This window comes from Streptomyces sp. SAS_272 (assembly GCF_052543235.1).
In genome coordinates, this window is sequence record NZ_JBMNDR010000053.1 from 16,311 (window position 1) to 35,698 (window position 19,388).

Genomic DNA, 19,388 nt, shown 5'->3' on the forward strand with positions numbered 1-19,388 from the left:
GATCACCTGGAGACCGCGTGAGCCACGACACGTACGAAACTGTTTCGTTTCGCAGCGGGATGCGCTACATTCGGCGTGTACGAAACAGGAGACTGTGGCGGTGCGGAGTGGGAAGGTGAGCGGAATGACCGAGGTCTCGACGGCGCGTCGCAGCCGCATCACTCCCGAGCGTGAGGCCGAGCTGTACGAGGCCGTGCTCGAACTCCTCCGTGAAGTCGGCTACGACGCCCTCACCATGGACGCCGTCGCCGCCCGCACCAGGTCCAGCAAGGCGACGCTCTACCGCCAGTGGGGCGGCAAGCCCGAACTGGTGGCGAAGGCGGTCCGGCACAGCAAGCCGGGCGGCTCCGTCGACGCGATCGACACCGGGTCGCTCAGAGGCGACATGCACGCCCTCACCCTGCGCTCGGACGACTGCCAGATGGAGCAGAACTCCGCGCTCATGCGAGGGCTGGCCATGGCCGTCCACGACAACCCGGACCTGCTGAAGGCGTTCAAGGAACACCTCATCGAACCGGAGCTGGCCGAGTTCCGCCGGGTGCTGTCACGGGCGATCGACCGGGGGGAAGTCCGCGCGGACAACCCCGCGACTGAGTTCGTGATGCACATGATGATCGGGGCGTTCGCAGCCCGGACACTGCTCGACGAGCAGCCCCCGACGCAGGCATTCCTCCTGTCGTACATCGACGCCGTGGTGCTCCCCGCCCTCTGCGCGCCGAATCCCGCCGTCTGACCGTCCCCACGGTCCGCCCAACCTGACGTCACCGCTCACGTCGTCGGGCCGATCACCCCTGCCTCCCCGCCGGGTTGGTCAACCCTGCCCCCGGGGCCCGTGCCGGAACCGCGGCCCCTACACCACGACCTGACCGGGAGTACGCCTCCGTGGCCACGTTCCTTTACCGACTCGGCCGGCTCGCCTTCCGCCGCCGCCACTTCGTCGCCCTCATATGGGTGGCGCTGCTGACCCTCGCCGGCGTCGGCGCCGCCTCCGCGCCCGCCGCCGGGACAACCTCCTTCTCCATACCGGGAGTCGAGGCCCAGAAGGCCTTCGACCTGCTGGAACAGCGCTTCCCCGGAGCCAGCGCCGACGGCGGGACCGGGCGCATCGTCTTCAAGGCGCCCGAAGGGCAGAAGATGACCGACGCCGCCAACCGGGCGACCGTCGACAAGACCGTCAAGGCCCTCCGTGACGGCTCCGAGGTCACCTCCGTCACCGACCCCTTCACGACGAACGCCGTCAGCAAGGACGGGACGGTCGCGTACACCTCCGTCAAGTACGACGTCCCCGGCATGGAGCTGCAGGACTCGACCCGGGACGCCCTGGAAGCGGCCGGCGACACGGCACGGGCCACCGGGCTGACCGTCGACGTCGGAGGCGACGCCCTCCAGGCCGGCGCGGAGCCGGGTGCGATCGGCGAGGTCATCGGTCTCGCGATCGCCGCCGTCGTCCTCGTCCTCACCCTGGGCTCGCTGGTCGCGGCCGGGCTGCCGCTGCTCACCGCGATCATCGGCGTCGGCATCGGCGTCTCCACCATCACCGCCCTCGCCAAGGCGCTCGACCTCGGCGACACCACCTCCACCCTCGCGCTGATGATCGGCCTCGCCGTCGGCATCGACTACGCGCTGTTCATCGTCTCCCGCTACCGCGGCGAGCTCGCCGAGGGCCGGGACCGCGAGGAGGCGGTCGGCCGCGCCACCGGCACCGCCGGCTCGGCCGTCGTCTTCGCCGGCCTCACCGTCGTCATCGCCCTGGCGGGCCTCGCGGTCGTCAACGTGCCGATGCTGACCAAGATGGGCCTCGCCGCGGCGGGCACGGTCGTGGTCGCCGTCCTCATCGCGCTGACCATGATCCCGGCGCTGCTCGGCTATGCCGGCAGGAAGGTCAGGCCCACCGGCGAGAAGCGCAGGCCGACCGCCGCGAAGGGCGAGCAGGACGAGCGGACCAAGCCCGGCCTGGGCGTCCGCTGGGCGAGCTTCGTCATCCGCCGTCCGGCCGCCGTGCTGCTGCTCGGCGTGGTCGGTCTCGGTGCGATCGCCGTCCCCGCCACCCAGCTGGAACTGGGTCTGCCCGACGACGGCTCGCAGCCGACGTCGACCACGCAGCGCCGGGCCTACGACCTGCTGTCGGAGGGCTTCGGACCCGGTTTCAACGGTCCTCTGATGATCGTGGTCGACGCCGCGAACAGCGACGACCCCAAGGCCGCGGCCACCTCGGTGACCGACGGGATCAAGAAGCTCGGGGACGTCGCGACGGTCACCCCGGCGATGTTCAACAAGGCCGGCGACACCGCCACCATCACCGTGATCCCCGGCTCCAAGCCGTCCTCGATCCAGACCGAGGACCTGGTGCACGCCATCCGTGACCAGGGCGCCGACGTCAGGGCCGACACCGGCGCGCAGGTGCTGGTCACCGGCACCACCGCGATGAACATCGACTTCTCGCAGAAGCTCAACGACGCGCTGATCCCGTACCTGGGCCTGGTCGTCGGTCTGGCCTTCCTGCTGCTGATCGTGGTCTTCCGCTCCGTCCTGGTCCCGCTGAAGGCGGCCCTCGGCTTCCTGCTCAGCGTGCTCGCCGCGCTCGGCGCCGTGGTCGCGGTCTTCCAGTGGGGCTGGCTCGGCGGCCTGATCGGCGTGGAGGAGACCGGCCCGATCATGTCGATGATGCCGATCTTCATGGTGGGCGTGGTGTTCGGCCTCGCGATGGACTACGAGGTGTTCCTCGTGACCCGGATGCGGGAGGCGTACGTCCACGGCGAGAGCCCGAGTCAGGCCGTGGTCACCGGCTTCCGGCACAGCGCCAGGGTGGTGGCCGCCGCCGCGGTCATCATGATGGCCGTGTTCGGCGGTTTCATCAGCTCCAGCGAGTCCATGATCAAGATGATCGGCTTCGGCCTCGCGATCGCCGTCTTCTTCGACGCGTTCGTCGTCCGCATGGCGATCGTCCCGGCGGTGCTCGCGCTGCTCGGCAAGCGGGCCTGGTGGCTGCCGAAGTGGCTGGACCGCGCCCTGCCCAACGTGGACGTCGAGGGCGAGGGGCTGCGCACCTCGTCCGACGCGGGCGAAGAGGACCGCGAACTGGTCCGCGTCTGACACGTCGGACCGTCCGAAAGACCGCCGGTGAGGGCTCCGTGGGGACGGGGCGCCCTCACCGGCTTTTTTCTTCACGACCCGTTTCGTGACCCACTATCGGGTGACGGCGTCACGCGCTCGGGCCGCACGGGGCCGGTGGCCCAACGGATCCGGTGTGTTCAGGACATAGATGGACATGGAAGGCTACTGTCACCGGAATGTGCATGATTCGTAACGTGCAGCGGTATTGAGCCACTTGGGGCGGGCCGGGTGGGCAATCTGGTTCTGCGGCCGAGGGGCCGCACACCGCACCAAGCAAGGAGACCTTGTGTCCGTTTCCTCTGTTTCCGCCCGTCGTCTCACCGCCGTCGCGATCATCGCCGCCGCTGTGACCGGAGCGGCGACACTGCCGGCGTCGGCCACCGCCGCCTCGCGTCCGAACCGGTCGCAGGTGGAGATCAGCGCCGTGCACTACGACGCACCGGGTCGCGACGACCGCTCGGCCTTCTCCCTGAACAAGGAGTGGGTGGAGCTGACCAACACCACGCGTCACGCCGTCAACCTGGACGGGTGGACGCTCTCGGACGACCGCGGCGACAAGTACACCTTCCGCAACTACCGTCTGGCCCCGCGCTCCACGGTGCGCGTCCACACCGGCATCGGCCGCGACACCCGCACCGACCTGTACCAGGACCGCCGTCGCGAGGTGTGGGACAACCGCTCCGACACCGCCACCCTGCGCGACGACCACGGCCGCCGCGTGGACCAGGAGTCCTGGGGCCACAACCGTCACCACGGCGACGACCGCCGCCACGGGAACGACCGCGGCCACGGCGACGACCGCCGCCACGGGAACGACCGCGGCCACGGCAACGACCGTCACCACGGGAACGACCGTCACCACGGCAACGACCGCCACTGACCCGGACCCATCACGCGCGGCGCGCCCGACCCCTTCCGGGGCGGGCGCGTCGCCGTGTCATGCCGCGGATCCTCCCGCGGCCCGTGCTCAGTTGGTGAAGGCGATGTACTTCCAGGCGCCGTGCGTCGTCGCGTTGACGTTGTCGCCGGAGGAGCCGTCGATGTACGACGAGCGGATCCGGGCGCGGATGCCCGCCTCGCCGGGCGCCTCCAGCGTGACGGCGGACTTCCCGTCGGCGCCCACGGGGAAGTACTCGGACCCGGAGTCGTACCAGGAACCCTGGTAGTAGACCTGGACCTGCAGGCGCTGCTGGCGGCCCGCGTAGTAGTTCATGGTCGTGGTGAACAGCGGGTCGGTGTTCTTGCGGAAGTAGGAGTACGTCGTGGAGCCGATCCGCCCCGTCTTGTAGTGCCGGGAGACGGCGGTCGACACCTTCGCGTAGGCGCCCGCGGTGGACTTCGCGGTCTTGTCGGCGCTGCGCGAGTCGCCCGCGAAGACGGCGGTGACCGCCGTGTCGCGGGTCATGTCGACGACCACCGACAGGTTGCCCTGCGAGTTGACCTTGGCGTTCTTGACCAGCTTCTTGGGCTTGTCGGAGCCGGCCGGGTCGACGTAGATCGCCACCGTGCGGTTCTTGTACGTCGCGCCCAGGTGCGCCGTGAACGTGACGTCCTTGCCGTACGCGTACAGCTTGCCGTTGTTGGTGACGCTGAGCGCGGTCGCCTTGCGCGAGACGGCGACCACGTCGGAGCCGACGGTGGCCGCGTGGCCGGCGTCGCCCGCGAAGAACACCCGGTAGGTGACCTTGCCGCCGGCGGGCGGGACGTCCGTGAACGCGAACGAGCCGTCGGCCTTGGTCTTGACCGGGGCGAGGACCTTGCCGCCGGGCGACTCCAGGTCCGCCCGGGTCACCTTGAGGGCGGTGCCGGCCGGAAGCGGCGTCGCCGAGGTCAGTCTGCCGGTGACGGTGAGCTGCTTGGCGCGTTCCGCCTTGACCGGAGCCGTCACCTTCAGCGCCGGAACCTCCTTGGTCGGGTCCGTCAGCGCGCGCAGGGTGAAGACGTCCGCGGTGTTCACGGAGACCGCGAACACCCGGCTGCTGTCCGGCGCCCAGGCGAGCGCGCCGTCGACGAGGGTGTCGGCGCCGCTGCTGTTGCCGGTGTTGGGGAAGTCGTACTCGCGCACCGGCGTCGTCGCGCCCGGCCGGATGATGTGGACGTCGGGGTCGTACCAGGAGAAGCTGCCGCCCGCGATGCTGCCGTCGGATGCGACCCGCACGGCGTTCGGGTACGCGTCGATGGGGTAGCCGGACTGCTCGGCGAGGTCGGAGGCCGAGTAGGCGCCGATGCCGTAGCCGAAGCCGGGCGAGCCCCACGAGGTGAGGACCTGCTTGCCGTCGGGCGTCAGGTCCAGCTGCTTCACGGACCCGTCCATGTCGCCCTTGGCCCGCAGCGTGGCCCCGTCGGCCGAGAGGTCGTAGACGGCGACCCGGCCGCCGCTGCCGGCCACCAGGACGCCCGGGACGGCCGGGTCGGCGCCCAGGAGCGCGGTGCCGGAGAAGTCGCCGTCCCCGCGCTGGGAGAGGCGGACGACGGGTTCGGCGCCGGAGACGTCGAGCGAGCCGAAGTCGGAGCCGTAGCCGAACCAGATCCGGCCGTCCACGACCTCCAGGTCGCCCGGAGCCGCACCCACCGGGTAGCTGGCGGTCTCGGTGTACGTCCCCGTCTCCACCGAGACGATCCTGCTGCCGTTCGTGACGGCCGCGTACACGTGCCCGGAGTCGGCGGACAGCGCGAGGCCGCTCACGCCGGACAGCCCGGTCAGGGTCGCCTTGACGGCGCCCGCGTAGTCGGTGACGACGATCTTGCCGCCGCGCGGGTCGGAGACGTAGACCCGCTGGTGGGCGCCGTCCACGACCATGTCGCCGACCGACTCCACCGGAAGGATGTTGGCGGAGTCGGCCACGGCCACTCCCGCAGAACCCGCGGCGAGTACCGCGGAGCTGAGAGCGACCGCGAGCGTCGTCGCGACCGAGATGCTGCGCCTGCGCACAGAAATGGGAACCCCCAGGAAAAAGAGCCCGGTGTGTCCGCCGGGCGTGATGAAACGCCTGCGTCCCCCCTTCGCGCCCGCAGCGGGCGCGTGAACGCGGCAGAGCAGCAGCGTATGGCATGCCAATGACAACAGGGACGGGATTTCCGCCCCGCCCGGGACACTTACCGGACAAACCTGCTCGCGTGCCCGGCGCAGCCCTCGCTAGCGTGCCGCGCATGACGACCACCGGCGCCCACCCCCGTTTCGCCCAGGCCCTGAGCGAGCTCGGCCTCGACGAGCTGACCCCGCGAGTCCGCCGCTTCCCCGACGCGACCCGCACCGCCGCCGAGGCCGCCGCCGCGATCGGCTGCGCACCGGCCGAGATCTGCAAGTCCCTCGTCTTCGCGGCGGACGGCGCGCCGGTCCTCGTGCTGATGGACGGAGCCTCCCGGGTCGACGTCGAGCGGGTACGGCAGGAACTCGGCGCGCAGCGTGTGACCCGGGCCGCCGCCGACGTCGTTCGGGAGACGACGGGGTATGCGATCGGCGGAGTGCCGCCCTTCGGACACCGCACGCGCACGCGTGTCCTCGCCGACCGGGGCCTCCTGGCGCACGGCGTCGTCTGGGCGGCCGCCGGCGATCCGCACGCCGTCTTCCCCATCGCCCCCGACGCCCTGATCCACCACGCAGGCGCGGCCCTCGTGGACGTCCGCGAACGCACCGCGTGACCCCGCTGGTCACCGCTGCCGTCCTGCTCGCCGCCGTCACCCACGCCGGCTGGAACGCCATCGCGCACCGGATCACCGACAAGCTCGCCGGGTTCGCGCTCATCAGCGGCGGCGGGATGCTCATCGGCCTCGCGCTCGCCCCGTTCACCGCGTTCCCGGCGGCCCGCGCCTGGCCGTACCTGCTGTGCTCCGCGGTGATCCACATCGCCTACTACGCGCTGCTCATGCGGTCGTTCCGGCTCGGCGACTTCGGGCAGGCCTACCCGCTCGCACGCGGCTCCGCGCCCCTCGTCGTCACCGTCCTCGCCGCCGTCTTCGCGCACGAGGCGCCCGACGGCCGGGCGGCCGCCGGGATCGCGCTGTCCTGCGCGGGGCTGACCGGCGTGGCCCTGTGGGGACTGCGCGGGCCGCGGCCCGACCGGGCGGCGATCGGGGCCGCCCTCGCGACCGGGGCGACCATCGCGGCGTACACGGTCGTCGACGGCCTCGGCGTCCGCGCCTCGGGCTCCTCCCTGGGATACATCGCCTGGCTGATGGCCGTGCAGGGAGCCGTGGTCCCGGCCTATGCGGCCCACCGGTGGCGCGGGCGGACCTTCGCCGCCCTGCGCCCCTTCGCCGCCCTCGGCCTGCTCGGCTCGGCCCTGTCCGTCCTCGCGTACGCCCTCGTGCTGTGGGCGCAGACCCGCGCCGAACTCGCCCTGGTCGCCGCCCTGCGCGAGTCGTCGGTCCTGGTCGGGGCCGCTATCGGGGCGCTGTTCTTCAAGGAGCGGTTCGGGGCGCCCCGTCTCGTCGCCGCCGGGCTGCTGGTCGTCGGCATCGGTCTGATGCTCCACCCCGGCTGACGCCCCTCGGCCCGGCCCGTCCGCTGGTGGCCGTCCGCTGGGTGCGGCCGTCCGCTGGTGGCCGTCCGCTGGGTGCGGCCGTCCGCTCCGAGGAGCACCCTGGAACCAGAGGCTTCGGAGGTGACCGTCATGACCCGCACCGCAACGCGCACCGCAGTCGGCTGGCATGTCGAGCTGGAGTTCGAGGAGGACGACCGGCACACGCGCGCAGCCGCGCTGGTGCGGCTGCCCGACGGGACCGAGGTGCGGTCCCAGGGGCACGCCAGCCGGCACACCGTGGACGTGGACCAGCCCCGGGTAGGCGAGGAGATCGCCGGCGCCCGCGCGCTCAACGAGATCGCCATGCAGCTGCTGACCAAGGCGCACACCGAGATCGACGACGCCTCGGGACGGACGTCGCACTCGATCAACGTGTAGACGCCGCCGACGTCGGTGTGGGCGTGAGCGGAGGCATGGGCACATGCATAGGGACGTGCATAGGCACAGGCGTCGGCTTCGACGCCGCGGTCGCGGCTGCCGCCACCGCGACCGCCACCGCCGGCGTCACGCAGTCGTCGCGGTCGCCGTCCGCAGCGCCCGGAGCAGGGCCTGCGCCCGCGGGTCCGCCGTCACGCTCGTGCGAAAGCCGTTGGTGACATAGGCGAAGGCGATCCCCGACTCCGGGTCGGCGAGGCCGAGGGCGCCGCCACGGCCCGGGTGGCCGAAGGCGCGGGGCGACAGCAGCGGGGAGGCGGCGCCGTGCAGCATGGGGCCGAGGCCGAACCGGGTGTTCACCACCAGGACCCGGTCCGGTCCCGACGACTGCTCGCCGCGCGCGAGCTCCACCGTCTCCGGCCGCAGCAGCCGCACCCCGCCCTCCACCTCGCCGATCAGCGAAGCGTAGAAGCGGGCCAGGCCCTCGGCGGTCGCGATGCCGTTGGAGGCGGGCAGGGCGGCGGCCCGGTACGCGGCGTCGTTCTCGTCGGGCAGCGGGGTGATCGCGGCGAAGGCGCGCCGGGTGAGGGAGGCCGGATCGGCGTAGGCGGCGGTGACGGCGGGCTTGGGCCGGGTTCTCAGCGCGCCGGTCTGCGCCGGCGCCTCCACCTTCCCCACACGCCCCGCCCGCCCGCGCCGCGCCGCCGGCAGTCCGAGCCACAGGTCGGCGCCGACCGGCCGGGCGATCTCGTCGGCGATCCACTCGCCGACCGGCCGCCCGGTGACCCGCCGCACCAGCTCGCCGGCCAGCCAGCTGTAGGTCTGCGCGTGGTACCCGTGGTCCGTCCCGGGCTCCCAGACCGGGGTCTGCGCCGCGACCGCCGCCGCGCCGATGTCGGGGTCGGCGGCCTCGGCGGGCGTCAGCGGCCGGTCGAGGACCGGCACGCCCGCGCGGTGCGCGAGGACATGCCGTACGAGGGTGCGCTCCTTGCCGGCCGCCTTGTACTCGGGCCAGTACGTTCCCACGGGAGCGTCCAGGTCCAGCTCGCCGCGCTGGTGCAGCAGCAGGAGGCCGGCGGCGACCACGCCTTTGGTCGCCGAGCGCACGATCTGGGCGGTGCCGCGCTCCCAGGGGGCCGTGCCGTCGACGTCCTTCGTGCCGCCCCACAGGTCGACGACCTTGCGGCCGTCCCGGTAGACGGCGACCGCCGCGCCCCGGTCGCCGAGCGTCTCGAAGTTCCGTGCGAACGCCTCCCGGACCGGCTCGAAGCCCTCGGCCACCGCACCGCTCACGTCCACGCCCGCACGCCCTTCCGCAGTTCGCCTTCTACTCCAGCGCCTTCCCCTCCAGCGCCTTCGACTCTTCGGGGAACGCCCTGGGCGAGCCTGCGATTCCTACGCCACGTCAGCCGAGAATGATCGTTACATCGATGTTGCCGCGGGTGGCATTCGAGTACGGGCACACCTGGTGCGCCGCGTCCACCAGCTTCTCCGCGAGGCCCGGGTCCAGGACGGGGAGCGAGACGCTGAGCGCCACCGCGAGCCCGTAGCCCTTGGTGCTGTTGGGGCCGATCCCGACCTTCGCCGCCACCGTCGACCCCGTCAGGTCGTAGCCCGCCCGGTTGCCGACCAGGATCAGCGCGTTGTGGAAGCAGGAGCTGTAGCCGGCCGCGAAGAGCTGCTCGGGGTTGGTGCCGTTGCCGTCGCCGCCCAGCTGCGGCGGCATCGCCACCTTCAGCTCGATCTGGCCGTCCTGGCTGGTCACGAAGCCGTCGCGGCCCCCGTGCGCGGTGGCCTCGGCGACGTACATGATCTTCGTCGGACGGGTGTCGGCGGTACCGGCCGTCCCGTCCGTCCCGGCGGTCTCGGTCGTACCGGCTGCGGCGCCCTCTGTCACGGCGGTCCCTCCCCAAACATCTTCCCCAATTACATCGTGCACAAGGTACCGGCCGGTAGGTAGGCGCGTCCCCGGCAGGGCCAGGTAACCCGCGGTAACTTCGGTTCGTTCGCGGGCCTGTCCGGCCGGCCGGACAGGCCGCCGCACAAGAGGCCCGGCGGGCGCACGGGGGCGGGTCCCCGCGGGCGCGCAGAGGGTGGGTCCTAGTGGGTGCGGTCCGCCGTCGGGTGTGCCCGCTCGGCGAGACCCCACAGCTCCTCGCGCAGCCGCGCGATCTCCGCCGTCTCCAGTCCCGTCGACGCGAGCAGCGCCTCGGGGACGCGCTCCGCGCGCCTCCTCAGCTCCTCGCCGGGGCCGGTGCACGCCACCAGCACCGAGCGCTCGTCGTGCGCCGCGCGCTCCCGGCGCACCAGCCCCGCCGCCTCCAGGCGCTTCAGCAGCGGCGACATCGTGCCGTAGTCCAGCCGCAGCGCCGACGCCAGGTCCTTGACCCTCGTCTCGCCGCGCTCCCACAGCACCAGCAGCACGAGGTACTGCGGATAGGTCAGGCCCAGCTCGTCCAGCAGCGGCCGGTAGGCGGCGGTCACCGCGCGCTGGGCCGCGTACAGCGCGAAGCAGAGCTGCTCGTCGAGGAGCAGCAGCGAACGGTCGGCGGCGGGTTCCTCGTCAGTCACGCGCCCATTGTCGCGGAGCGCGGGTCGAACCCGAAGGGCAGCTCCAGACGGTGGGCGCGCATGAGGGCGTCGTCGGCGAGCAGCTCGCCCGTCGGGCCGTCCGCCGCGATCACGCCCTCGCTGAGGACCAGGGCGCGCGGGCAGAGCTCCAGGGCGTACGGCAGGTCGTGCGTGACCATCAGCACCGTGACGTCCAACGCCCGCAGGATGTCCGCCAGTTCGCGGCGTGAGGCGGGGTCGAGATTGGAGGACGGCTCGTCCAGGACGAGGATCTCCGGTTCCATCGCGAGGACCGTCGCGACGGCCACCCGGCGCCGCTGCCCGAAGGAGAGGTGGTGCGGCGGACGGTCCTTGAACTCCGCCATGCCCACCTGCGTGAGCGCGTGGTCGACCCGCGCCTCCAGCGCGGCCCCCTTCAGTCCTGCGGCCGCCGGACCGAACGCCACGTCCTCGCGGACGGTCGGCATGAACAGCTGGTCGTCCGGGTCCTGGAAGACGATGCCGACCTTGCGCCGGATCTCGGCCATGTGCCGCTTGTCCACGGGCAGCCCGGCCACCGTCACCGTGCCGGTTCCGCCGGTCAGGATGCCGTTGAGGTGCAGCACGAGCGTCGTCTTGCCGGCGCCGTTCGGCCCGAGCAGCGCGACCCGCTCCCCGCGCGCGACGGAGAAGTCCACCCCGAACAGGGCCTGGTGGCCGTCAGGGTAGGCGAAGGCGAGGCCGGCCACGTCGAGGGAGGGCGTCGCGTCGGAGGAGGGCGTCGCGCCGGGGGAGGCCGTCAGGTCGGGGGATGGCGTCACATCAGTCACAGGGCCCATCCCAACACGCAGACGACGAGAGCGGTGAACGGGAGGGTCAGCGCGTACGACCACTGGGCCCGGGACGCGGTCACCTCGTCGATCACCGGCATGGAACCCGCGTACCCCCGGCTGATCATGGCCAGGTGGACGCGTTCGCCGCGCTCGTAGGAGCGGATGAACAGCGCGCCCGCCGACTTCGCGAGGACCCCCCAGTGCCGCACTCCCCGGGCCTCGAAGCCGCGTGACTCCCGGGCGATCCGCATGCGCCGCATCTCGTCCGTGATGACGTCGCCGTAGCGGATCATGAAGGAGGCGATCTGCACGAGCAGCGGCGGCAGTCTCAGCCGCTGCAACCCGAGCAGCAGCTCGCGCAGTTCGGTGGTCGACGCCAGCAGCACGGACGCGGCGACGCCCAGGGTGCCCTTCGCGAGCACGTTCCAGGCGCCCCACAGTCCGTCGACGCTGAGGGACAGTCCGAGGACGTCCACCCGTGCGCCCTCCGCCACGAACGGCATCAGCAGGGCGAACGCGACGAACGGCGCCTCGATCAGCAGCCGCTTCAGCAGGAGGCCGGCGGGCACGCGCGCGCGACGCGCGACGAAGCCCAGCAGCAGCGCGTACAGGCCGAACGCCCACATCGCCTCCCGGGGCGTCGACACCACGACGACCACGAACGCGAGGACGGCGGCCAGTTTGGTGTGCGGCGGCAGACCGTGCACGGGCGAGTGCCCGTGCAGGTAGAGCCGGTGCGCGTGACCTGCTCCCATGGCCGTCAGACGTTCTCTACGACCGTGGGCGACGCGTCCGCGCCGCGTCGCCTGCGCACCGCCCAGAACATCGCGCTGCCCCCGACGACGGTCACGCCGACGCCGATGACGCCGGCGAGGCCGCCGGACAGGCGGGCGTTCGTCACGTCCTTGACGCCGTAGTCGGCGAGCGGGGAGTCGGAGGCCGCGTGCTTCCCGGTCTTCGCGTCGATGCCCTTGTCGGCGGCGACCTTCTCCAGGCCGTCGGGGCTCGCGGAGGCGTAGAAGCTGACGAATCCGGCCAGCACGAGGGAGGTGACCAGGCCCGTCGCCCACAGCGTGCGCCGGGACGTGCGCGCCGCCACCGGGACGGCGGGCCCCGCGGGGCCCTTGTCGGCCGGCGGGGCGTCGACGAGTTCGCCGTTCACCCGCAGCCGGAGGGTCTGCCGCAGGTCGCGTGCGCCGTGGACGAGGTCCGGCCGCACCGCGAGCACGGCGCCCACGGTCAGCGCGGTGATCACGGCCTCGCCGATGCCGATCAGCACATGCACGCCGATCATGGCGGTGGCGACCTTGCCGATGGCCACGTCGGTGGTGCCGCCGATCCAGTACAGGAACGTGAAGGCCACGGCGGCGGCGGGCACGGACAGCACGGCGGCGACGAAGGACGCGGCCGTGACGGACCGGCGGCTGCGCGGCAGCACCTTCACCAGGCCGCGGAAGACGGCGTACGCGACGACCGTCGTCACGATGGCCATGTCGGTGATGTTCACGCCGAGGGCGGTGAGTCCGCCGTCGGCGAAGAGGACGCCCTGCATGAGCAGGACGACGGACACGCACAGGACCCCGGTGAAGGGGCCCACCAGGATCGCGGCGAGCGCACCGCCGAGCAGATGGCCGCTGGTCCCCGCCGCGACGGGGAAGTTGAGCATCTGCACGGCGAAGATGAAGGCCGCGACGAGGCCGGCCAGCGGCGCGGTCCGGTCGTCGAGCTCGCGCCGAGCACCCCGCAGGCTCACGGCGATGGCGCCGGCGGCGACGACTGCGGTCACGGCGGAGGTCGGGGCGTTGATGAATCCGTCGGGTACGTGCACCCGACGATGATAGTGGCTTGATGCGAATCGTTCGCAAGAGCGAGGAGCTTGTGCATCGCAGAGCATCGCAGCGCGCCGGAGCACGTCGCCGCGCGTCTCCCGCGCGTCTCCCGCTCGTCTGCCGTGCATCGCGATGCATCTGCCGTGCATCGCACACATGAGATACGCCTGCTCGAAGGAGCGTATTGCGGAAAATGTGGGACATTGGAGGGGAGTGGACGCACAGCTTCCGCACAGGTCACGCTGCGTGAGAGGGTCGGCCGATGTCCGTAGTCGAACAGTACGCGCGAGCCCATATCGTCACCGACGCCGATCAGGTCGAGGAGGAACGGACGGCCGTTCCCGTCGTCCTGCGCTACGACCCGGACAGCGACCCCCGATCGGTGCGGGTCGGACTGCCCGACCGGCACGAGTGGACGTTCTCCCGCACGCTCCTCGAGCAGGGCCTGCGCGCCCCGACCGGCACCGGAGAGGTCCGGGTCTGGCCGTGCGGGCGCGTCCAGGCGATCGTGGAGTTCCATTCCGCGCACGGCGTATCGGTCGTCCAGTTCGAGTCGAAGACGCTGCTGCGGTTCCTGCGCCGCACCTACACGGCCACCGCCGCCAAGGCCCCGGCCACGTCGCGGCAGCAGACCGTCAGCCACTAGGGCGGGTTGAACGCCTCCGAGGCTGCCCTTCCGAAGGCCCCGCCGAGAGGGCCCCGAAGCCCCGGAGGGCTTCGGGGCCGCGGGAACGGGTCCGCCGTCCGTACGCGCGGTCCGGGCTGTCAGCCGCCCAGCCGCAGCAGCGACGCCACGATCGGGCCGGCCGTGTCCCCGCCGTGGCCGCCCGCCTGGACGACGCCCGCGGCCGCCAGGTCGCCGCGGTAGGCGGTGAACCAGCCGTTGGGCTTGTCCTGGTTGTCGACCTCGGCGGAGCCCGTCTTGGCGCCGTAGTCGGGGCCGAGGCCGGACATCGCCTCGGCGGCGGTGCCGGCCGCGGCGGTGTAGTTCATCAGCTCCCGCAGCTGGGACAGCGTGGCCGCCGACATCGTGCGTGAGGCCTTCGCCAGCGTGCGGCCGTCCACGGACGGGGCGACCAGGTACGGCTGGTGGAAGGAGCCCGACTTCACGGTCGCGGCGACCGAGGCCATGTTCAGCGGGTTCATCCGGACCCCGCCCTGACCGATCAGCGAGGCCGCCATCTGCGCCTTCGACTGCACCGGCACCGAACCGTCGAAGGACGGGACGCCGATCGCCCAGTTGTTCATCGACAGACCGAACACCTGCTGCGCCTGCTTGGTCAGGCTGTCGTCGTCCAGCTCCGGCGCCTGGCTGATGAAGGCGGTGTTGCAGGAGCGCGCGAAACTCGCCTTGAACGTGCCCTTGGTGATCTCGAAGTCGTCGTCGTTGTGGAACTTCCAGCCGCCGTAGGCGAACGTCTTGGGGCAGGGGTGCGTCTTGTCCGCCGACGCCAGGTCCTTCTCGATGAGCAGCGACGACGTGACGACCTTCATCGTGGAGCCGGGCGCCAGCGAGCCGTTGAACGCGGTGTTGAAGCCGTGACCGGCGTTGGCCACGGCGAGGATCTCGCCCGTGGAGGGGCGCAGCACGACGACCGACGACTTCGCGGTCTTCGCCACCTGCTGCTCGGCGGCCGCCTGGAGGGCCGGGCTCAGCGTGGTCTTCACGGTGCCCGGCGTGCCCTTGCTGAGCTCCAGCAGCGTCTTGTCGGAGGCCTTCTTCGCCTTGGCGGCCTTGCCTCGGACGACCTGGAGCTCGACGCCCGCCTTGCCGCCGGCCTTCTTGCCGTACTTCTCCCGCAGTCCGTCGAGCACCGGCGCCAGGGAGGGGTACTTCGCGGTCGTCAGCTCACCGCCGTCGCGGTCGACGGCCTTGACCGGCGGCGTCCCCGACGCGCCGGTGACGAGCCGGTCGCCGTCCTGCATGTCCGGGTGGACGACCGCGGCGTGCCAGTCGACCTGCGCCTTCCCGTTCTTCGGATTGCGGACCACGGTGAGCGCACTGGCGTACGACAGCGGCTTGCTGACGTCCTTGTACGTCACCGTGCCCTTCACCGAGAACGGGACCCTGGCGCCCTTGGCCTCGCCCGCACCGAGGGCGACGCCCACGACATGGGCGTCCTTGCCGTAGCCGGTCAGCAGGGCGGAGGCGGCCGCGGCGTCGTCCGTGGCGGCGGCCGCCTGGGCCACCTTGCCCCCCTGCCAGGCCGTGAGGAACCGCTCGGCCACGGCCTTGGCCTCGGCCGCCGACGGCGGGTCTGCCCTGACCCGCGGCACCTGCTTGCCGTTGGCGGCCGCGGCGGAACCGTCGTCGGCCGCCGCCCCGCCGCCGCCGTACAGCGCGTAGGCGCCGAACCCGGCGCCCGCGACCACGACGGCGATCATGCCTCCGGCCACGGCGGGACGCCGCTTGCCGCGCTGCTCTTCGACGCGCCTTCTCTTGCCCACTGCGTGCGATCCTCCGGATCCCCTGGGGCTTCCCCCCGCCCCGCTGCCCTCGTTGCCCTCACCGACCCCAACGACGGCAACAGCCTAGAGTCCCGTCCTGTGGGTGTGACGTCATAGGTGACGTCGGCCACTTCGGTTCCGGTTCAGCCGACCCGCAGCACCTCCACGACGATCGGCCCCGACGCGTCGACGCCGTGGCCGCCGTCCTGGGTCATGGCGGCGGCCGCGACATCGCCCCGGTAGCCGGTGAACCAGCTGTCGGACCGGGCCTGTCCGTCGACCTCGGCGGAGCCGGTCTTCGCGCCGATGCGGCCGCTCAGACCGGCCATGATCGGGGCCGCGGTGCCGCTGGTCGCGGTCCGGTTCATCATGGAGCGCAGCTGCTGGACGGTGCCCGCGGACAGCCCCTTCGCGTGGGCCGGGTCGCGGCCGTCGAGGCTCAGCGGCACGATCACCGGCTGCCGGAAGGCGCCGGTCATCGCGGTCGCGGTCACCGAGGCCATGTTCAGCGGGTTCATCTGGACCTTGCCCTGACCGATCAGACCTGCCGCGGTGTCCGGACCGCCGGCCGCCGGGACGGAGCCGTCGAACGACGGGACGCCGGTCTGCCAGTCGAGGCCGATGCCGAAGTGGTCCCGGGCCTCGTTCGTCAGCGAGTCGACCTTCACCTCGTCCGCGAACTTCACGAACGCCGTGTTGCAGGAGCGGGCGAAGCTCTCGGAGAGAGTCGCCCCCTCGTCGGGCTTCATGCCCTTGATGTTCTTGAAGGTCTGGCTCTCGGAGACGGCCGAGGAGGGGCAGGGCGCGGGACCGTTCGCGGTGGTGAGCCCGTTGTCGATGAGGGTGGCCGCGCTGACGATCTTCATCGTGGAGCCGGGCGCGACCTCGCCCAGGAACGCGGCGTTCCAGCCGTCGGCGCGGTTGTTGGCGACGGCCAGGATCTCGCCCGTGCTCGGTTTGACCGCCACCACCGACGACTCGGGGTACTTCTGGACCGCCTTCTCCGCCGCCGCCTGCACGTTCGCGCTGAGGGTGGTGGGGAGCCTGCCCGCCTTGCCCTCGGCGAGGGTCAGCAGCGGGGTGTCGGCGGTTTCGGCGGCGGCGTGCCGGATCGCCAGCTCGATGCCCGGCGTCCCGCCCGCCTTCGCCCCGTACTTGGCGCGCAACTGGTCCAGGACCGGACCGAGGGAGGGGTACTTCTCCTTCGTCAGCACCTTGCCGTCCCGGTCCACGGCCTCGATCGACGGCGCCGACGAGTCGCCCGTGACCAGGGTGTCGTCCATGTTCTTGAGCGCGGGATGGACGACCGACGGCTGCCAGTCGACGAGCGCCTTGCCGGTGGTGACGCCCCGCACGACCGTCAGCCGGCTCCGGTAGGCGAGCGGCTTGGACTTCCCGTCGAACGACACCGTCGCCTGCACGGAGAAGGGCACGCTGTCGCCGGCCGCTCTGCCCGGTGTGATCTTCACGCCCGTGATGTGCGCGGTCTGGCCGTACGAGGTCAGCAGCGGCCCGGCCTTCGCCGCGTTGTTGGTGAGATCGGCGGCGGCGCTGGCCTGCCCCTTCGCCCAGGCGGCGAAGAACGCGGCGCTGGTGTCCTTCACCTCGGAGTCGCTCGGTGGCCCGCTCTTCACGGCCACCGGCTCGGCGCCTCCCGAACCGCCGCTCCCGCCCGTGTCGCTCAGCGCGTTCACGACGTTGTACGCCCCGTAGCCGGCCCCGCCCACCATCACGGCGAACACCGAGCCGACTATGGCCGCCTTGGCCCCCTTGCGCATGGTCCGCGTCCTCCCCGTCATCCCCGTGGCGACCCTCGCGGGTCTTTTCTGAACGCGTTCAGAAAACCGCGCTCAGCCTCACAGTAAGCGCTGACGTGGCGCACGGGGCGGGAGTTTCCGCAATCGTTAGACCCATGTGTCCAGCCACATACGTGAACGCCAGTCGTCGATCGGGATGGCCTGGCCGGTGTACAGGGGGAAGAAGTAGATGAAGTTCCAGGCGATCAGGAGGACCAGGACGCCCGCGCCCGTGGCGCCCGCGACGCGGCGGGTGTCGCTGGAGCCCGGGGGACCGACGAGGGCGCCGATCATCATGGCCACGGCCAGACACAGGAAGGGCAGGAAGACGACGGCGTAGAAGAGGAAGATCGTGCGTTCCTGGTACATGAACCACGGCAGGTAGCCGGCCGCGATGCCGCAGACGATCGCCCCCGCACGCCAGTCACGACGGAACAGCCAGCGCCACAGCACGAACAGCACCGCGAAACAGGCCGCCCACCACAGGAGCGGGGTGCCGATGGCCAGCACCTCGCGCGCGCACTTCTCGCCCGCGTCCGTCGGACAGCCGTCCGCGCCGGGCGCCGGGGACTCGTAGAAGTAGGAGACCGGGCGGCCCAGGACGAGCCAGCTCCACGGGTTCGACTGGTACGTGTGCGGCGACGTGAGGTGGGTGTGGAACTCGTACACCTCGTGCTCGTAGTGCCACAGGCTGCGCCACCAGTCGGGGAACAGCCACGTCCAGCTGCCGCCCTTGCCGTCGGTGGCCGCCCAGTTGCGGTAGTAACCGCCCTTGCCGTCCGTGGCGGACAGGATCCAGCCCGTCCACGACACCAGGTACGTGACCAGCGCGACCGGCACCGTCGCGAGGAACGCGAAGCCCGTGTCCCGCTTCAGCACCGCCAGGAGCGGACGCCGGGCGCCCGCCACCTTGCGCGAGCCGACGTCCCACAACACCGTCATCAGGCAGAACGCGACCATGATGTACAGGCCGTTCCACTTCGTGCCGATGGCCAGGCCCAGCATCAGGCCCGCCCCCCAGCGCCAGGGGCGCCACCCGATGCGGGTCGTCTCCGCGATGTGGGCGTCCGGGCGGCAGCGGCCGTCCGCGTCCGGCTCGAGCGCCGCGGCGAGCCGGGCGCGCGCCCAGTCCCGGTCGGCCACCAGACAGCCGAACGCCGCCAGCACGAAGAACATCAGCACCCCGTCGAGCAGGGCCGTGCGGCTCATCACGAAGTGCAGGCCGTCCACCGCCATCAGCGCGCCCGCGAGGCAGCCGAGGAACGTGGAGCGGAAGAGGCGGCGGCCGATCCGGCACAGCATCAGCACGCTGAGCGTGCCGAGCACCGCCGTCATGAACCGCCAGCCGAACGGATCGAACCCGAAGAGCAGTTCGCCGAGCCCGATCACGTACTTGCCGACCGGCGGATGCACGACGTACGCCGCGTCCCCAGGGATCGTGACATGACCGCCCGAGGAGAGGATGGCGTCGTTGGCGTTCTTGTCCCAGTTGACCTCGAACCCGCGGTGGACGAGCGCCCACGCGTCCTTCGCGTAGTACGTCTCGTCGAATATCACCGCCCTGGGGCTGCCCAGGCGCCAGAACCGCAGCACGCCCGCCAGCAGCGTGACCAGCAGCGGACCGAGCCAGGGCGACCAGCGGACGATGCGGTCCGCCCACCCGTACGGGACGCCGAGCGCCTGCCACAGCCGCGGGCCGGGCTGCGCGAACGGCGGCAGCAGACGCTCCCGGACATCGGCGGAGGACTGCGCCGGGTGGCCGAAACGGCGCAGCCGCTGCTGCCACGGCGGCCGCCGGTCGTGCGGCGCCGGGTCCTGCCTGTAGTCCGTGGAGTCCATGGAGGACGCGGTACTGGTCACCGCGCCATCGTAGGGAACACCTCTGTGTGAGTCCCGTGTCTCTCGCCCTGCGAGGATGGA

The 19,388-nt window shown here is 71.8% G+C and carries 17 protein-coding genes; 7 read left to right on the forward strand and 10 right to left on the reverse strand.

The window, feature by feature from the left end; genetic code table 11:
* Window positions 1-124: 124 nt before the first annotated feature.
* From ACN6LD_RS26790 to ACN6LD_RS26800, 3 genes are all read left to right on the forward strand, one after another.
* Entirely contained in the window at window positions 125-733 is a 609-nt protein-coding gene (locus ACN6LD_RS26790; protein ID WP_319192062.1) for a TetR/AcrR family transcriptional regulator, read from the forward strand.
* A 149-nt stretch (window positions 734-882) separates the two neighbouring features.
* A complete protein-coding gene (locus ACN6LD_RS26795; RefSeq protein ID WP_445044508.1) occupies window positions 883-3,093 on the forward strand; it encodes an MMPL family transporter in 2,211 nt (736 codons plus the stop codon).
* Between the two features lie 307 nt (window positions 3,094-3,400).
* A complete protein-coding gene (locus ACN6LD_RS26800; RefSeq protein ID WP_445044509.1) occupies window positions 3,401-3,994 on the forward strand; it encodes a lamin tail domain-containing protein in 594 nt (197 codons plus the stop codon).
* Window positions 3,995-4,081: 87 nt separating this feature from the next.
* Here ACN6LD_RS26800 and ACN6LD_RS26805 read toward each other — a convergent pair whose 3' ends face one another.
* Window positions 4,082-5,959, reverse strand: a complete 1,878-nt coding sequence (locus ACN6LD_RS26805) for a YncE family protein (RefSeq protein WP_445044510.1) — start codon at window positions 5,957-5,959, stop codon at window positions 4,082-4,084.
* Window positions 5,960-6,264: 305 nt separating this feature from the next.
* Here ACN6LD_RS26805 and ACN6LD_RS26810 point away from each other — a divergent pair, with 305 nt between their 5' ends.
* The 3 genes from ACN6LD_RS26810 to ACN6LD_RS26820 all read left to right on the forward strand — a co-directional run bounded on the left by ACN6LD_RS26810 (window position 6,265) and on the right by ACN6LD_RS26820 (window position 8,015).
* On the forward strand, window positions 6,265-6,756 hold the full coding sequence (locus ACN6LD_RS26810; RefSeq protein WP_319192178.1) for a YbaK/EbsC family protein: 492 nt from the start codon (window positions 6,265-6,267) through the stop codon (window positions 6,754-6,756).
* Window positions 6,753-7,598, forward strand: coding sequence for an EamA family transporter (locus tag ACN6LD_RS26815; protein ID WP_445044511.1), 846 nt, complete (start codon window positions 6,753-6,755; stop codon window positions 7,596-7,598). Before ACN6LD_RS26810 ends, ACN6LD_RS26815 begins: the two co-directional genes overlap by 4 nt.
* A 129-nt stretch (window positions 7,599-7,727) precedes the next feature.
* Window positions 7,728-8,015, forward strand: coding sequence for a DUF1876 domain-containing protein (locus ACN6LD_RS26820; RefSeq protein ID WP_445044512.1), 288 nt, complete (start codon window positions 7,728-7,730; stop codon window positions 8,013-8,015).
* Between the two features lie 126 nt (window positions 8,016-8,141).
* Here the strand turns inward: ACN6LD_RS26820 and ACN6LD_RS26825 are convergent, their stop codons facing one another.
* The 6 genes from ACN6LD_RS26825 to ACN6LD_RS26850 all read right to left on the reverse strand — a co-directional run bounded on the left by ACN6LD_RS26825 (window position 8,142) and on the right by ACN6LD_RS26850 (window position 13,223).
* On the reverse strand, window positions 8,142-9,311 hold the full coding sequence (locus tag ACN6LD_RS26825; protein WP_445044513.1) for a serine hydrolase domain-containing protein: 1,170 nt from the start codon (window positions 9,309-9,311) through the stop codon (window positions 8,142-8,144).
* A 106-nt stretch (window positions 9,312-9,417) separates the two neighbouring features.
* A complete protein-coding gene (locus tag ACN6LD_RS26830) occupies window positions 9,418-9,822 on the reverse strand; it encodes an organic hydroperoxide resistance protein (RefSeq protein WP_057579357.1) in 405 nt (134 codons plus the stop codon).
* A gap of 290 nt (window positions 9,823-10,112) precedes the next feature.
* Window positions 10,113-10,583, reverse strand: a complete 471-nt coding sequence (locus tag ACN6LD_RS26835; RefSeq protein ID WP_319192186.1) for a MarR family winged helix-turn-helix transcriptional regulator — start codon at window positions 10,581-10,583, stop codon at window positions 10,113-10,115.
* Window positions 10,580-11,401, reverse strand: a complete 822-nt coding sequence (locus ACN6LD_RS26840) for an energy-coupling factor ABC transporter ATP-binding protein (RefSeq protein ID WP_319192188.1) — start codon at window positions 11,399-11,401, stop codon at window positions 10,580-10,582. Before ACN6LD_RS26840 ends, ACN6LD_RS26835 begins: the two co-directional genes overlap by 4 nt.
* Window positions 11,389-12,150 (reverse strand): cobalt ECF transporter T component CbiQ, encoded by a 762-nt coding sequence (gene cbiQ, locus ACN6LD_RS26845; RefSeq protein ID WP_445044514.1) that lies wholly within the window; start codon window positions 12,148-12,150, stop codon window positions 11,389-11,391. The genes ACN6LD_RS26840 and cbiQ overlap by 13 nt, the downstream gene beginning before the upstream one ends.
* 5 nt (window positions 12,151-12,155) lie before the next feature.
* Window positions 12,156-13,223, reverse strand: coding sequence for an energy-coupling factor ABC transporter permease (locus ACN6LD_RS26850; RefSeq protein ID WP_445044515.1), 1,068 nt, complete (start codon window positions 13,221-13,223; stop codon window positions 12,156-12,158).
* A gap of 263 nt (window positions 13,224-13,486) precedes the next feature.
* On the opposite strand from ACN6LD_RS26850, the gene ACN6LD_RS26855 reads away from it, so the two are divergent.
* Complete coding sequence (locus tag ACN6LD_RS26855; RefSeq protein ID WP_319192194.1) at window positions 13,487-13,870, forward strand: SsgA family sporulation/cell division regulator; 384 nt, start codon at window positions 13,487-13,489, stop codon at window positions 13,868-13,870.
* A gap of 119 nt (window positions 13,871-13,989) precedes the next feature.
* Here the strand turns inward: ACN6LD_RS26855 and ACN6LD_RS26860 are convergent, their stop codons facing one another.
* The 3 genes from ACN6LD_RS26860 to ACN6LD_RS26870 form a co-directional block, all read right to left on the reverse strand.
* Window positions 13,990-15,672 (reverse strand): penicillin-binding transpeptidase domain-containing protein, encoded by a 1,683-nt coding sequence (locus tag ACN6LD_RS26860; protein WP_445044516.1) that lies wholly within the window; start codon window positions 15,670-15,672, stop codon window positions 13,990-13,992.
* A gap of 143 nt (window positions 15,673-15,815) precedes the next feature.
* Window positions 15,816-17,450, reverse strand: a complete 1,635-nt coding sequence (locus ACN6LD_RS26865) for a penicillin-binding transpeptidase domain-containing protein (protein WP_319192198.1) — start codon at window positions 17,448-17,450, stop codon at window positions 15,816-15,818.
* Between the two features lie 126 nt (window positions 17,451-17,576).
* On the reverse strand, window positions 17,577-19,328 hold the full coding sequence (locus ACN6LD_RS26870) for a dolichyl-phosphate-mannose--protein mannosyltransferase (protein WP_445044517.1): 1,752 nt from the start codon (window positions 19,326-19,328) through the stop codon (window positions 17,577-17,579).
* Window positions 19,329-19,388: the final 60 nt, after the last annotated feature.